This window comes from Streptococcus mitis (genome assembly GCF_009496285.1).
Taxonomy (GTDB): Bacteria; Bacillota; Bacilli; order Lactobacillales; family Streptococcaceae; genus Streptococcus; species Streptococcus mitis_BP.
In genome coordinates this window covers 1-13,782 of sequence record NZ_WIJK01000024.1, presented here as the reverse complement: position 1 = coordinate 13,782, position 13,782 = coordinate 1, and the positions used below count along the sequence as shown (strand labels likewise).

The 13,782-nt window shown below is 39.4% G+C and carries 12 protein-coding genes and 1 pseudogene; 11 read left to right on the top strand and 2 right to left on the bottom strand.

What is annotated here, in order from left to right:
• The first annotated feature begins 4 nt into the window (after window positions 1-4).
• The 6 genes from GEZ89_RS07950 to GEZ89_RS07925 all read left to right on the top strand — a co-directional run bounded on the left by GEZ89_RS07950 (window position 5) and on the right by GEZ89_RS07925 (window position 6,661).
• Window positions 5-2,191, top strand: a complete 2,187-nt coding sequence (locus tag GEZ89_RS07950) for a PTS transporter subunit IIBC (RefSeq protein WP_153225621.1) — start codon at window positions 5-7, stop codon at window positions 2,189-2,191.
• Between the two features lie 51 nt (window positions 2,192-2,242).
• On the top strand, window positions 2,243-3,061 hold the full coding sequence (locus GEZ89_RS07945) for an endonuclease/exonuclease/phosphatase family protein (RefSeq protein WP_153225620.1): 819 nt from the start codon (window positions 2,243-2,245) through the stop codon (window positions 3,059-3,061).
• A gap of 149 nt (window positions 3,062-3,210) precedes the next feature.
• The gene (locus GEZ89_RS07940; RefSeq protein ID WP_153225619.1) at window positions 3,211-3,936 is read left to right on the top strand and encodes a CppA N-terminal domain-containing protein; all 726 of its coding nucleotides are present in this window, start codon (window positions 3,211-3,213) and stop codon (window positions 3,934-3,936) included.
• Window positions 3,933-4,865 (top strand): serine hydrolase domain-containing protein, encoded by a 933-nt coding sequence (locus tag GEZ89_RS07935; RefSeq protein WP_153225618.1) that lies wholly within the window; start codon window positions 3,933-3,935, stop codon window positions 4,863-4,865. Before GEZ89_RS07940 ends, GEZ89_RS07935 begins: the two co-directional genes overlap by 4 nt.
• Before the next feature lie 9 nt (window positions 4,866-4,874).
• Window positions 4,875-5,786 carry a DMT family transporter gene (locus tag GEZ89_RS07930; protein ID WP_153225617.1) on the top strand — a complete coding sequence of 304 codons (912 nt, stop codon included), beginning with the start codon at window positions 4,875-4,877 and terminating at the stop codon, window positions 5,784-5,786.
• Window positions 5,787-5,902: 116 nt separating this feature from the next.
• A complete protein-coding gene (locus GEZ89_RS07925) occupies window positions 5,903-6,661 on the top strand; it encodes a CPBP family intramembrane glutamic endopeptidase (protein ID WP_153225616.1) in 759 nt (252 codons plus the stop codon).
• Between the two features lie 111 nt (window positions 6,662-6,772).
• Here the strand turns inward: GEZ89_RS07925 and GEZ89_RS07920 are convergent, their stop codons facing one another.
• Complete coding sequence (locus tag GEZ89_RS07920) at window positions 6,773-8,056, bottom strand: uracil-xanthine permease family protein (RefSeq protein WP_194251849.1); 1,284 nt, start codon at window positions 8,054-8,056, stop codon at window positions 6,773-6,775.
• A 509-nt stretch (window positions 8,057-8,565) separates the two neighbouring features.
• The gene (gene rsmG, locus GEZ89_RS07915) at window positions 8,566-9,279 is read right to left on the bottom strand and encodes a 16S rRNA (guanine(527)-N(7))-methyltransferase RsmG (RefSeq protein ID WP_049549070.1); all 714 of its coding nucleotides are present in this window, start codon (window positions 9,277-9,279) and stop codon (window positions 8,566-8,568) included.
• A gap of 94 nt (window positions 9,280-9,373) precedes the next feature.
• Here rsmG and GEZ89_RS07910 point away from each other — a divergent pair, with 94 nt between their 5' ends.
• The 5 genes and pseudogenes from GEZ89_RS07910 to GEZ89_RS07890 all read left to right on the top strand — a co-directional run.
• Window positions 9,374-9,934 (top strand): LemA family protein, encoded by a 561-nt coding sequence (locus tag GEZ89_RS07910; RefSeq protein ID WP_049549071.1) that lies wholly within the window; start codon window positions 9,374-9,376, stop codon window positions 9,932-9,934.
• A 1-nt stretch (window position 9,935) separates the two neighbouring features.
• Window positions 9,936-10,835 (top strand): zinc metalloprotease HtpX, encoded by a 900-nt coding sequence (htpX, locus tag GEZ89_RS07905; protein WP_049549072.1) that lies wholly within the window; start codon window positions 9,936-9,938, stop codon window positions 10,833-10,835.
• A gap of 111 nt (window positions 10,836-10,946) precedes the next feature.
• Window positions 10,947-11,543: a CPBP family intramembrane glutamic endopeptidase gene (locus GEZ89_RS07900; RefSeq protein WP_049549073.1), complete on the top strand. Its 597-nt coding sequence runs from the start codon at window positions 10,947-10,949 to the stop codon at window positions 11,541-11,543.
• A 283-nt stretch (window positions 11,544-11,826) separates the two neighbouring features.
• Window positions 11,827-13,223 (top strand): annotated as a pseudogene (locus GEZ89_RS07895) (IS3 family transposase).
• Between the two features lie 154 nt (window positions 13,224-13,377).
• Window positions 13,378-13,782: IS110 family transposase (locus tag GEZ89_RS07890; RefSeq protein ID WP_153225614.1), on the top strand; the 405-nt coding region annotated here is incomplete at its 3' end.

The following is a 13,782-nucleotide window of genomic DNA, read 5'->3' as shown; positions in this document are numbered from 1 at the left end:
TTGAATGATGAAAGATACATTCAAAAATGTCTTGTCTTTCGAATTTTGGCAGAAATTCGGTAAGGCTCTAATGGTGGTTATCGCTGTTATGCCGGCGGCTGGATTGATGATTTCAATCGGTAAGTCACTTGCAATGATTGACCCTAACCTTGCTCCCCTAGTTATTACTGGTGGCGTACTAGAGCAAATTGGTTGGGGAGTTATCGGTAACCTTCATATTTTGTTTGCCCTTGCTATTGGAGGAAGCTGGGCTAAGGAACGTGCTGGTGGTGCTTTTGCGGCAGGTCTTGCATTTATCCTTATTAACCGTATCACTGGTACAATCTTCGGTGTATCAGGGGATATGTTGAAGGATCCTAACGCTATGGTTTCAACAATCTTTGGTGGATCTATCAAGGTTTCTGATTACTTCATTAGCGTACTTGAGGCACCAGCTCTTAACATGGGGGTATTTGTAGGGATTATCTCAGGTTTTGTTGGAGCGACTGCTTTTAACAAATACTACAACTTCCGTAAACTTCCTGATGCCCTTTCATTCTTTAACGGGAAACGTTTTGTACCATTTGTAGTTATTCTTCGCTCAGCAATCGCTGCAATTCTTCTTTCAGCTTTCTGGCCACTGATTCAGACAGGTATCAACAACTTCGGTATCTGGATTGCCAACTCACAAGAAACTGCTCCAATCCTTGCACCATTCTTGTATGGTACTTTGGAACGCTTGCTCTTGCCATTTGGTCTTCACCACATGTTGACTATCCCAATGAACTACACAGCTCTTGGTGGTACTTATGACATTTTAACTGGTGCAGCTAAAGGTACTCAAGTATTTGGTCAAGACCCACTTTGGCTTGCATGGGTAACAGACCTTGTAAACCTTAAAGGTACTGATGCTAGTCAATACCAACACTTGTTAGATACAGTACATCCAGCTCGTTTCAAAGTTGGACAAATGATTGGTTCATTCGGTATTTTGATGGGTGTGGCTGTTGCTATTTACCGTAATGTTGAAGCAGACAAGAAACACCAATACAAAGGAATGATGATTGCGACAGCTCTTGCAACTTTCTTGACTGGTGTTACTGAGCCAATTGAATATATGTTCATGTTTGTTGCAACACCTATGTATCTTGTTTATTCAGTAGTTCAAGGTGCTGCCTTTGCTATGGCTGACGTGGTTAACCTGCGTATGCACTCATTCGGTTCTATCGAATTCTTGACTCGTACACCAATGGCGATCAATGCGGGTCTTGGTATGGATATTATTAACTTTATCTGGGTAACAGCGCTATTTGCAGTTATCATGTACTTCATCGCCAACTTCATGATTCAAAAATTCAACTATGCTACTCCAGGACGTAACGGAAACTACGAAACTGCTGAAGGTTCATCAGAATCTGCTGCTTCTGGTGAGTCAAAAGTTGCAGAAGCTTCTCAAGCTGTTAACATCATTAACCTTCTTGGTGGACGTGCTAACATCGTTGATGTGGACGCATGTATGACTCGCCTTCGTGTTACTGTAAAAGACGCTGGAAAAGTTGGAACAGAGGAACAATGGAAAGCTGAAGGAGCTATGGGACTTGTCATGAAAGGACAAGGTGTCCAAGCTATCTACGGACCTAAAGCTGACGTTTTGAAATCAGATATCCAAGACCTTCTTGACTCAGGTGAAGTGATTCCTGAAACTCTTCCAAGTCAAATAGCATCATCTTCTAAAAATGCTGTTGTATATAAAGGTGTAACTGAAGAAGTTTATTCAGTTGCTGACGGTCAAGTGGTTGCCTTGGAACAAGTAAAAGACCCAGTATTTGCTCAAAAAATGATGGGTGATGGATTTGCGGTGGAACCAGCAAACGGAAACATTGTATCTCCAGTATCAGGTACTGTATCAAGTATCTTCCCAACTAAACACGCTCTTGGTCTTGTGACTGAAGCAGGCCTTGAAGTACTTGTTCACATTGGTTTGGACACAGTAAGTCTTGAAGGAAAACCATTTACAGTTCATGTTGCTGAAGGACAAAAAGTTGCGGCAGGTGATCTTCTTGTCACAGCTGACTTGGATGCTATCCGTGCAGCAGGACGTGAAACTTCAACAGTAGTTGTCTTCACAAATGGTGATGCGATCAAATCAGTTAAATTAGAACAAACAGGTTCTCTTGCTGCTAAAACAGCAGTTGCAAAAGTAGAATTGTAATATTTAGGAGGTTGGAAGCTGTTTCCAACCTCTTGTTTATAGGAGAAAAGCATGAAGTTTTTAACACTCAATACCCATAGTTGGATGGAAAAAGATCCTGAACAAAAGTTCCAACTTTTACTTCAAGATATACTTAAAAACAGTTATGATTTGATTTGTTTTCAGGAAATCAACCAGGAAATCACCTCAGCGCAAGTAGAAGCTGGTGCACTTTATCAGCCATTACCATCGGCTGAGCCGATTCATCAAGACCACTATGTGCGACTTTTGGTAGAGAAGTTGGCTGAGCAAGGTCAAAACTATTATTGGACTTGGGCCTACAACCATATCGGTTATGATCGCTATCATGAGGGTGTGGCAATCCTATCTAAAACACCAATTGAAGCTCGTGAAATTTTGGTTTCAGATGTCGATGATCCGACAGATTACCACACTCGTCGTGTTGCTCTAGCAGAGACAGTAGTTGAAGGTAAAGAACTTGCAGTTGCCAGTGTCCATCTCTCTTGGTGGGATAAAGGCTTTCAAGAGGAATGGGCGCGCTTTGAAGCAGTTCTGAAAGAATTGAATAAGCCACTCTTGCTAGCAGGTGATTTTAATAATCCTGCAGGTCAAGAGGGCTACCAAGCTATTTTAGCTAGTCCACTAAACTTACAAGATGCATTTGAAGCTGCAAAAGAAAGAAGTGGTAGCTACACCGTTCCACCTGAAATTGATGGTTGGAAGGGAAACAGCGAACCTCTTCGAATCGATTATATCTTTACGACAAAGGATATGCAGGTAGAAAACCTTCACGTGGTCTTTGATGGTAAAAACAGCCCACAGGTGAGCGACCATTATGGTCTCCAAGCAGAATTAGCTTGGAAAGACTAAATAAGGTATTTTAGTAAAAACAAACCAGTCCCCCTTCTATTAGCAGAAGGGGTTGATTTATTTAAGGAGTTAATATAGTTAAAGTTTTTTATTGAATAACTTGTAAAAAAAGATAAAATCCTTTAAAATAAAAAGTGTTGGAGGAATTTATGATTGTAAATCAAATAAAGCGTATGATCCCGACGCTAAAGGTAAATAATAGAAATCTAAATGAATCATTTTATATTGAGACTTTGGGGATGAAACCTTTGCTTGAAGAGTCAGCCTTCTTATCACTAGGAGACCAGTCAGGCATTGAAAAGTTAGTTTTAGAAGAGTCACCAAGTATGAGGAGCCGTAAGGTTGAAGGGATTAAAAAATTAGCTAGATTACTTGTAAAGGTAGAGAAGCCATCTGAGATTGAAGCCTTACTAGCTAGAATGGAAGAAATCCCTCAACTCTATAAGGGAGCTAAGGGATATGCTTTTGAGCTTCTTTCTCCAGAAGGGGATTGTATTCTTATTCATGCTGAAGATAATATCAAAGATTTGAAAAAAGTTGAGGAAGAAGTCACTTTTTCAATAGATGAGAAACTGAGATATTTGACAGCCTTTGAAATCTCGGTGGAAATTAACTTGCCAGATGAGACATCAAGCCTGCTTGAAAAAGAAGAAGTCGAAAACCGACTAGCTTTTAATCAAGCTCAAGGGAGCGATTTATTGGTTGAAAATAATATAACTTGGGACTTGTCCATGTTAAAATTTCAAGTAGAGAATTTAGATTTGCCTGTATTGCGTCAGAGATTTGAAGAAGCCGGTTACTTTATTCCAAAATCAGAGAAGTTTTTCCTCACTAAGGATACCAACAATATTGAATTGTGGTTTGAAGCAGTATGAAACAAAAAATCATTCAAAAAATAAAGCAACAAATTGAGGCGGGGATTTATCCTGGTGCCTCTTTTGCATATTATCAGGATGGCGTTTGGTCTGACTGGTATCTAGGAGAAGCAAATCCAGAAATTGGTGAGCAGACGCGTGAGGGCTTGGTCTATGATTTGGCAAGTGTCAGCAAGGTTGTTGGAGTAGGAACGGTCTTAACCTTCTTGTGGAAAGAAGGTAAGATTGAGCTTGATAACTCCATAAGAGACTATCTTCCAGAAGTAGATTATCCAGACATCACTGTTCGTCAACTCCTAACGCATGCGACAGAATTGGACCCCTATATCCCCAATAGGGATCAGCTCTCAGCAGACCAGTTGAGGAACGCCATGTTTCATCTTAATAGACGAGAGAAGAGAGCCTTTCTTTATTCGGATGTGCACTTTCTCTTGCTAGGTTTTCTCTTGGAAAACTATTTTGAAAAGGACTTGGATCAGATTTTACAAGAGCAAGTTTTGGATCCTTGGGGAATGAAGGAAACTCAGTTTGGTCCAGTTAGCCGTGCTGTTCCAACGGTCCGTGGACAGAAAGCAGGAGTGGTCCATGATCCCAAGGCTCGTTTGCTTGGGAAACACGCAGGTAGTGCAGGTTTATTTTCAACTGTCAAGGATTTAAAGATTTTTCTGGAGCATTATTTGCAGGATGATTTTGCTGCAGACTTAAGTCAGAATTTTTCGGATCTGAGTGATAAAGAACGCTCATTGGCCTGGAATCTTGAAGGTGATTGGCTGGACCATACAGGCTATACTGGGACCTTTATCATGTGGAATCGTAAGAAACAAGAGGCGGTAATCTTTTTATCTAACAGAACCTATGAAAAAGATGAGCGTGCCCAGTGGATATTGGACCGTAATCAGGTTATGGACTTGATTCGAGAGGCAGACTAGGGAGGAAGTATGTCAAAAGCTTTAAAAGGAACTCTTTATACAGTCATTGCAGGTATTGCCTGGGGCTTATCGGGAACCAGTGGTCAGTACTTGATGGTTCACGGGATTTCAGCTCTCGTTCTGACCAATATCCGTTTGATAATCGCTGGATTACTCTTGGTTCTTCTGGCCTATACTAAATCAAGGGATAAATTTATGGCTTTTCTGAAGGATAAATCAAGCCTGTTTTCTCTCTTGCTATTTTCTTTATTTGGTCTTTTTCTAAATCAATTAGCTTATCTATCAGCTATTCAGGAGACAAATGCTGGGACAGCGACAGTACTTCAGTATGTCTGTCCAGTTGGAATCCTTGCTTACACTTGTATCAAGGATAAGGTGGCTCCGACGCTTTCAGAAATCATCTCTATGTTTTTAGCTATAGGTGGGACCTTTCTTATTGCAACACATGGGCAATTGGATCAACTCTCGATGACTCCAGCTGGTCTATTTTGGGGTTTGTTCTCGGCCCTAACCTATGCTCTTTATATCATTTTACCCATAAAATTGATTCAAAAATGGGGGAGCATTTTGGTTATTGGTGTTGGAATGATCATCTCTGGTATACTAGCAGTGCCTTTTACAGGGCTTATCGGGGCTAGCATTCCCTTATCTTTTGATACCATTCTAGCTTTTGCCGGCATCATTCTGATTGGAACGGTCTTTGCCTATACAGCCTTCCTCAAGGGAGCTAGTATGATAGGACCAGTCAAGTCGAGCCTTTTGGCTTCGATTGAGCCTATCTCGGCAGTATTTTTTGCCTTCATGATTATGGGGGATATCTTTTATCTTGTAGATTTTCTTGGTATGGCAATGATTTTACTAGCTGTGACTATCATTTCATTGAAGGATTTAATGCTTGAAAAGAAACATCATTCCGTTTAATGGATTAAACCAGTCTTTGATAAGGCTGTTTTTTAATTTTCCAGCAAGTTGGTTCATATAACTTTAAGAATGAATGTTTATAATCAATCCCTACATTTAAAGAGAAAGGAGGAAATATGAATTTGCTACAAAGTATTCATCCATCAAAACCTTTAAGATACTTAAAATGGTTCGATATCCTCATCATCACTGTTTTAATGTTTGGAGAGTTTATCATTCGTTCTACCCAGCAATTTATGGAAAGTTTATTGCCCTCAACTCTTACTAGCGTGGCAGGAACTACGACAAATGTAGCAAGTGATGGAGCAGCTTATTCTAGTAATTTCAATTTTCAATTGATGATGTTAGGGATTACCTTCCTTTATCTTGTGATTCGAAATTATGATTTTAAACAGCTTCCTATACGTTGGAGCTGGTCTGTTTTAATTTGGGTTCCCCTTATCTTTGCTGTAGTTGGTATCTTTGGTGATATCATTACAACCCTTAGTGGTGAGTATAATTATTTTAATCCTCAGTTGATCCCTTTTATAGACCCCATGGAAATCATTCGAAAATTCATGGCTTTAACACCAATGGCCATTGGTTATGCTCTTCTAAATGGTTTTTATGAAGAATTTTTCTTCCTAGGCTTACTGTCTTCAGTAAAAGAAAAGCACAAGTGGTTAGCTCTAGTCTACTCGGTAATTATACGGATTTCTTTCCATACCTATCAAGGATTGCTTTGGGCCTTGGTGATTGGGCTTGTTTACGGTCTCTTTTATTATTTCTTGTACAAGTATGTAGTCAAGAATTTACTTCCATTCTTTCTCATGCATGCTCTTGCTGATATGTTTGGCTCTAGTCTCTTGTATCTCTTGATTACTTGGGGAAATTAAGAAATCAAACTTTTTGACAACAGTCCAATGAGTCACTGTATCAAAATCTTCTTGTGAATAAAAATAGAGGTCGGAATTTTTGGTCCCGACCTCTTGTTGATTCTATATGGATTAGTCTTTGTTTTCGTATGGCAAGATCAAGTTTAGGATGATACCTGTCATAGCTGATAGGGCAGTACCTGAAAGGGTAACTGGTCCAAGTTTAAGGATAGCACCACCAAGTCCAAGCACCAACATGGCACTTGCGATGATAAGGTTGCGCATTTGGCTAAAGTCAACACGTTCTTTGATCAAGACTTTCAAACCGTTACTTGCGATAACCCCGTATAGAAGGATAGACATACCACCGAGTACAGCGTTTGGAATTGTTGAAATCAATGCAGTAAATTTACCAAGGAAGCTAAGGGCAATTGCGATAAAGGCAGCGTTACGGATAACTGAGACAGAAGCGATACGAGTCATTCCGATAACCCCTGTATTTTCACCGTAGGTTGTATTTGCTGGTCCACCAAGGAAGGCAGAAACAGATGTTGCGATACCATCACCAAGAAGAGTACGGTGTAGACCAGGTTCTTTCAAGAATTGGCGTCCACAGATCTGACCTAAAACGGTATGGTCTCCGATATGTTCAGAAATCGTTACGATTGCGATTGGTAGGATGGCAATTGTTTCAGGACCGAAGTAAAGGTCGTATTGTTTGAAGGCACCACCCGTATTGAATGGTAGGTAGAAACCAGGGATTTCAAACCAGTTAGCTTCAAGAACAGGAGTGAAATCAACTAAGCCGAGAGCTAGAGCAAAGAGGTAACCACCGATAATGGCAAAAAGGAATGGGATGATTCGTAGGAATCCTTTTCCTTTTGTATTGATAAAGGCAGCAATGAGGAAGGTGACAACAGCTACAAGAGCATTTTTCCAGTTGCCATCAGCAACAAGACCAGCATTTGTTACAGCTGAACCTGCAAGACCTAGACCGATTACGATAATCATAGGTCCGATAATGATTGGAGGTAAGAGTTTGTCGATCCATTTTGTACCTGCAAATCGAACACTTGCAGCAACAAGGACATAAACAAAACCAGTCAGGATAACCCCTGTCTGAGCAGCAGATACATCGCCACCCATTTCTTTCATGGCAAGTGACATAGCTGTGATAAAGGCAAAAGAAGAACCCAGATAAACTGGAACTTTAAAGCCAGTACAGATCATGTAAATGAGTGTTCCTACACCTGATGCAAAAAGGGCAACCGATACAGGCATTCCCAAGATCAAAGGTACCAAGATGGTTGCACCAAACATGGCAAACACGTGCTGGAAGCTGAGAAGGATTCCTTTTCCAGCCGAAGGACGTTGGTCAACGTCAAGTAACAAATCAACAGATGATTCCTGTTTCATATTAACCTCACTTTTGGGCATCAAAAAAGAGCCCATTATTTTATAGCAATAGGCTCCCAGAGTAAGACCTCTCTAAAACAAGACTCCTTTATCAAGTTTTAAAGAGTTTTATATAGATCTGCGCCTTCGTCACCTCACGGGATGACATTAAAAACCTTTGCTTAGGATAGTATAGCAGAAAAAAATGATTTTGTAAATCATTTTTTCCCGAGCCTTGAAATAAGAAAGCGAGGTTTGATTTTGTAAATCATTTTTTCCCGAGCCTTGAAATAAGAAAGCGAGGTTTGATTTTGTAAATCATTTTTTCCCGAGCCATGAAATGAGAAAGCGAGGTATGATTTTGTAAATCATTTTTTCCCGAGCCATGAAATGAGAGAGCGAGGCATGATTTTGTAAATCATTTTTTCCCAAGCTTTGAAATAAGAAAGCGAGGTATGATTTTGTAAATCATTTTTTTCCGAGCTAAGAAATAAGAAAGTGAGGTGTGAGTTTGCAGATTTTTAATCTTTCTAAAGCGGACGTTTGTTAGGCATGCCAGCCTTTCTTGGGTATTTATTTGGAGTTTCTTTTTTCTTCTCGACAATAGTAATGTAGCGAGGGTCTCCGTTAGGGAGTGTGTAACTGAGATTATCTTCAACCTTACTAAAGAGAAGGTTAAGGGCATTTTTAGCCTCAGTTAATTCCTCTGGGGCATTGCTAGCCTTAAGTGCTAGCAATTTTCCACCGACTTTTAAGTAGGGAATAGTCAACTCGGACAAGACCTGCATACGGGCAACAGCACGAGCTGTAACGATATCAAACTGAGCACGGAAGTTCTTACCTTGGGCGAAGTCTTCGGCACGTCCGTGATAGAAGTGAACATTTTCTAACCCTAGTTCTTGGGCTAATAGATTCAGAAAGTTAATTCGTTTATTGAGGGAATCAATAATGGTTACATCTAGCTGAGGATAGAGAATCTTCATAGGGAGGCTAGGAAAACCTGCTCCAGCACCAATGTCTAAGAGTTTAATAGGCTGGTTTTCAATCAATCCCTGTAAAATAGGAGCGATGGAATCATAGAAGTGTTTGAGATAGACTTCTTCCTTTTCAGTAATAGCAGTCAGGTTGATCTTTTCATTCCATTCGACCAAAAGTTCAAAATAACGCTCAAATTGAACTTTTTGCTGGTCAGAAAGAATAATATTTTGTTCAGCAAGTAATGTGTAAAAAGTTTCTGGTTTCATAGTAGTTTCCTTCTTTAGTGTCATCTTATTTTACCACAAAAAGATAGAAATTTGATATACTGGTACTAATCTAAAAACAGAAAGGAGATATCAGATGAATTGGATTATTCTTGGAGTTCTTGCTCTTATTGGTATCTTTGTGATTATTACCTATAATGGATTGGTTAAAAATCGCATGCAAACTAAAGAGGCATGGAGTCAGATTGATGTTCAGTTGAAACGTCGTAACGATCTCTTGCCAAACTTGATTGAGACCGTGAAAGGATATGCAAAGTATGAAGGTTCAACGCTTGAAAAAGTTGCAGAACTTCGTAATCAAGTAGCAGCAGCAACTTCACCAGCAGAAGCTATGAAGGCTAGTGATGCTCTTACACGTCAGGTTTCAGGAATCTTTGCAGTTGCAGAAAATTATCCAGACCTAAAAGCGAGTGGCAACTTTGCACAGTTGCAAGAGGAGTTGACCAATACTGAAAATAAAATCTCTTACTCTCGCCAACTCTACAATAGTGTTGTTAGCAACTATAATGTTAAATTAGAAACATTCCCAAGCAACCTAGTTGCTGGACTCTTTGGTTTTAAAGTGGCTGATTTCCTTCAAACACCTGAAGAAGAAAAGGCAGTACCAAAGGTTGATTTTAGTGGTTTAGGTGACTAGGATGTTGTATGATCAAATCGCGAGTAATAAGCGAAGAACTTGGATTTTGTTGCTGGTATTTTTCCTACTTTTAGCTCTTGTTGGCTATGCAATTGGTTACCTCTTTATGCGGTCTGGTCTTGGTGGCTTAGTTATCGCTCTGATTATCGGCTTTATCTATGCCTTGTCCATGATTTTTCAATCAACAGAGATTGTCATGTCCATGAATGGTGCGCGTGAGGTAAATGAGCAGACAGCACCAACTCTCTATCATGTCGTGGAAGATATGGCTATGGTGGCGCAAATCCCTATGCCACGTGTCTTCATCATCGATGATGCCAGCTTAAATGCCTTTGCTACGGGTTCAAATCCCCAAAATGCAGCGGTAGCAGCAACGTCAGGACTCCTTGCAATTATGAATCGTGAAGAGTTAGAGGCGGTTATTGGTCATGAAGTCAGTCACATTCGTAACTATGATATTCGTATTTCTACGATCGCGGTTGCCCTTGCTAGTGCTATCACCATGCTTTCTAGTATGGCAGGTCGTATGATGTGGTGGGGTGGTGCAGGCCGTGGTCGTAGAAGTGATGACCGAGATAGTGGTGGACTTGAAATTATTATGCTAGTTGTTTCTCTTCTAGCAATTATTTTGGCTCCCCTAGCAGCAACCTTGGTACAACTAGCCATCTCTCGTCAGCGAGAATTTTTAGCAGATGCTTCCAGTGTAGAGTTGACTCGTAATCCTCAAGGTATGATCAATGCCCTTCGTAAGCTGGACCATAGTCAGCCTATGAGTCATCATGTGGATGATGCTAGCAGTGCACTTTACATCAACGATCCTCAAAAACGAGGTGGCTTGCAAAAACTCTTCTATACTCATCCGCCAATCTCAGAACGGATTGAGCGTTTGAAACATATGTAAAAACATCCAGAGATTTTCCTCTGGATGTTTGCATCAATCACCTCACTTGTGACTTGTCCTATCACAAAAAAGTAGTATAATATATGTAATTAAATACTAGTGAGGTGGATCATGTATAAGCGTTGGATGACCTTTTTCTTGATTTTGATTTTCATTCCAATACATTTGAGTATAGCTGACAAAGTCATGAGGACAAATTCATTAGCCCTCTCAATCATTTTTACATTTGTTGAGCTTGCAATATTTTTTTATGTAGGAAGAAAGTATGACCTGTTTCACATTCGAAAAATCAGCCTAAAAGATATGTTGAAGTGGCTTCTCTCCTACGCCTTGCTTTTCTTATTTTATATGTTGGTCAATTTTTTAGGACCTACCCAATCAGACACTACTCAATCAATTCAAAGTTTATCACTTTCATTGCCTGTGCTCTTTCTAGATCTCTGTATTTTAGCACCAGTAACGGAAGAAATTTTTATGCGAGGACTGTTACAAGGGACAGTATTTAAGAATACATATATTGGCTTGGTTGCCACATCGGTTCTCTTTGCTTATCTACATGGCCCCTATACGATTCCTAGTTTTATCACCTATTTAGGTATGGGGTTGGCATTTGGTATAAGGTATAAGACTTCTGACAATCTTTGGAATTCTATTCTTTTACATTTCCTCAATAATCTAGTTGCATTTTGCTTTATGTATTTGATATAATCTCCAAATTAGAATGCTTTGAGTTTTAAACATAGGTAAAAACTATTTTTATCTTATACAACCGAAATAATAGTCAGTCATGAGCTGGCTTGTAGAGTATGTAGCAGAACCTTCTATAGCAAGGCTCCTGAAAAACTCTTCTATCCTAAACACTTAAACTCAGAACAAATTGAGCACATTCAACGAGTCTGGGCAAAAAGTCTTTAAAATCAAAAAACGCATCATATTGAACTGAACCCCAAAAGTTAGACAGAAAAAATCTAACTTTTGGGGTATTTTTATTATGAAATTAACTTATGATGATAAAGTTCAGATCTATGAACTTAGAAAACAAGGCTATAGCTTAGAGAAGCTTTCAAATAAATTTGGGATAAACAATTCTAATATTAGGTACATGATTAAATTGATTGATCGTTACGGAATAGAGTTCGTCAAAAAAGGAAAAAATCGTTACTATTCTCCTGATTTAAAACAAGAAATGATTAATAAAGTCTTACATGAAGGCTGAACTAAAGATAGAGTTTCACTTGAATACGGACTCCCAAGTCGTACGATACTTCTTAATTGGCTAGCACAATACAAGAAAAACGGGTATACTATTGTTGAGAAAACAAGAGGGAGAGTACCTAAAATGGGACGTAAACGTAAGAAAACTTGGGAAGAAATGACAGAACTAGAGCGACTCCAAGAGGAGAATGAACTCTTACGTACCGAGGTGGATTACTTAAAAAAGTTAAAAGAGCCGGAAGACAGGGACGAAGCCATACAGCGAGAAAGGCAGAGACAATTAGAGAAATGGCTTCAGAAGGATTTCGACTAGATTTACTTCTTGAAGTGGCTCGTTTACCTCGCTCAACTTACTACTATCAGTTGAAGGAACTAGATGGGCTTGACAAAGATAAAGATCTTAAAGCTGAAATTCAAGCTATTTTTACTGAGCACATAGGAAATTATGGCTATCGCCGAATAACTCTTGAATTGAGGAATCGTGGTCATATAGTAAACCATAAGAAGGTCCAACGTCTGATGAAAATCCTTGGTTTAAGTGCTCGAATTCGTCATAAACGGAAATATTCTTCTCATAAAGGAGACGTTGGCAAGAAAGCAGATAACCTTATTCAACGCCAATTTGAAGCAGCCAAACCAATGGAAAAGTGCTACACAGATGTGACAGAATTTGCCATTCCAGCAAGTATTCAAAAGCTTTACTTATCACCAGTTTTAGATGGCTTTAATAGCGAAATTATCGCCTATAATCTTTCAACTTCACCAAACTTAGAACAAGTGAAAGCTATGTTAAACCAGGCCTTCAGTGAGGAACATTACACAAATACTATTCTCCATAGTGATCAAGGATGGCAATATCAACACGATTTTTATCACAGGTTTTTAGAGAGTAAGGGAATTCAGCCATCTATGTCACGTAAAGGCAACAGCCCAGACAACGGCATGATGGAATCTTTCTTTGGCATTTTGAAAGCGGAAATGTTTTATGGTTACGAGAAGACGTTTAAATCACTTAATCAATTGGAACAAGCTATTGTGGACTACATTGATTACTACAACAATAAACGAATTAAGGTAAAACTAAAACATACTAAGATTAGTAGTGAGGAAATCTCCGACGGGAGAAAGTACTCACTACTTTTTCGTTATGTTAAAGTAGTGGTGTCTTGTTAAGTCGATAAGTCCTTTGGCGCTAGACGTCGTAACTAAAACTGACAAGACACCTGTTTTAGGAAGAATGTTATCAAAGTATGTGGGACGAAAAACGTCGAGTATTGAAAATGACATCACTAAAGCAAGGAATCATTCAAGACAAAGAGGTAATATCATGCGAGTAGTTTTTGGGATTGACGTGAGTAAAGCAAGTTCAGAAGTGGCCATCTTGGTCAATGGAGAAAAAGTACATGGCTATACCATTCCCAATGATGCCATCGGATTTAATCGACTACTTGGGGACTTGAAGACTGTTCACGATCCAGAGATTGTCTTCGAGGCGACTGGTGTCTATTCTCGTCGTCTTCAGGCCTTCTTTGAGGATAATAGTTACGCTTATACACGGCTCAATCCCTTAGAATCCAAAAAACAACTAGATAGCTTACGAGTACGTAAAACCGATAAGATTGACGCTGAAAAACTAGCTGCTTCTCAGTTCATCCTCAATCGTAAACCAAGCTATGTCCAAGAAGCGCTTTATCAAGAATTACGCGATCTCAGCCGTTTCTATCAGAATCTT

What these genes read in the sequence shown, in the direction of transcription:
- htpX (WP_049549072.1), top strand. Translation starts at nt 9,936, where the DNA reads ATGTTGTATGATCAAATCGCGAGTAATAAGCGAAGAACTTGGATTTTG.
- GEZ89_RS07950 (WP_153225621.1), top strand. Translation starts at nt 5, where the DNA reads ATGATGAAAGATACATTCAAAAATGTCTTGTCTTTCGAATTTTGGCAG.
- GEZ89_RS07935 (WP_153225618.1), top strand. Translation starts at nt 3,933, where the DNA reads ATGAAACAAAAAATCATTCAAAAAATAAAGCAACAAATTGAGGCGGGG.
- GEZ89_RS07925 (WP_153225616.1), top strand. Translation starts at nt 5,903, where the DNA reads ATGAATTTGCTACAAAGTATTCATCCATCAAAACCTTTAAGATACTTA.
- GEZ89_RS07940 (WP_153225619.1), top strand. Translation starts at nt 3,211, where the DNA reads ATGATTGTAAATCAAATAAAGCGTATGATCCCGACGCTAAAGGTAAAT.
- GEZ89_RS07930 (WP_153225617.1), top strand. Translation starts at nt 4,875, where the DNA reads ATGTCAAAAGCTTTAAAAGGAACTCTTTATACAGTCATTGCAGGTATT.
- rsmG (WP_049549070.1), bottom strand. Translation starts at nt 9,279, where the DNA reads ATGAAACCAGAAACTTTTTACACATTACTTGCTGAACAAAATATTATT.
- GEZ89_RS07945 (WP_153225620.1), top strand. Translation starts at nt 2,243, where the DNA reads ATGAAGTTTTTAACACTCAATACCCATAGTTGGATGGAAAAAGATCCT.
- GEZ89_RS07920 (WP_194251849.1), bottom strand. Translation starts at nt 8,056, where the DNA reads ATGAAACAGGAATCATCTGTTGATTTGTTACTTGACGTTGACCAACGT.
- GEZ89_RS07900 (WP_049549073.1), top strand. Translation starts at nt 10,947, where the DNA reads ATGTATAAGCGTTGGATGACCTTTTTCTTGATTTTGATTTTCATTCCA.
- GEZ89_RS07910 (WP_049549071.1), top strand. Translation starts at nt 9,374, where the DNA reads ATGAATTGGATTATTCTTGGAGTTCTTGCTCTTATTGGTATCTTTGTG.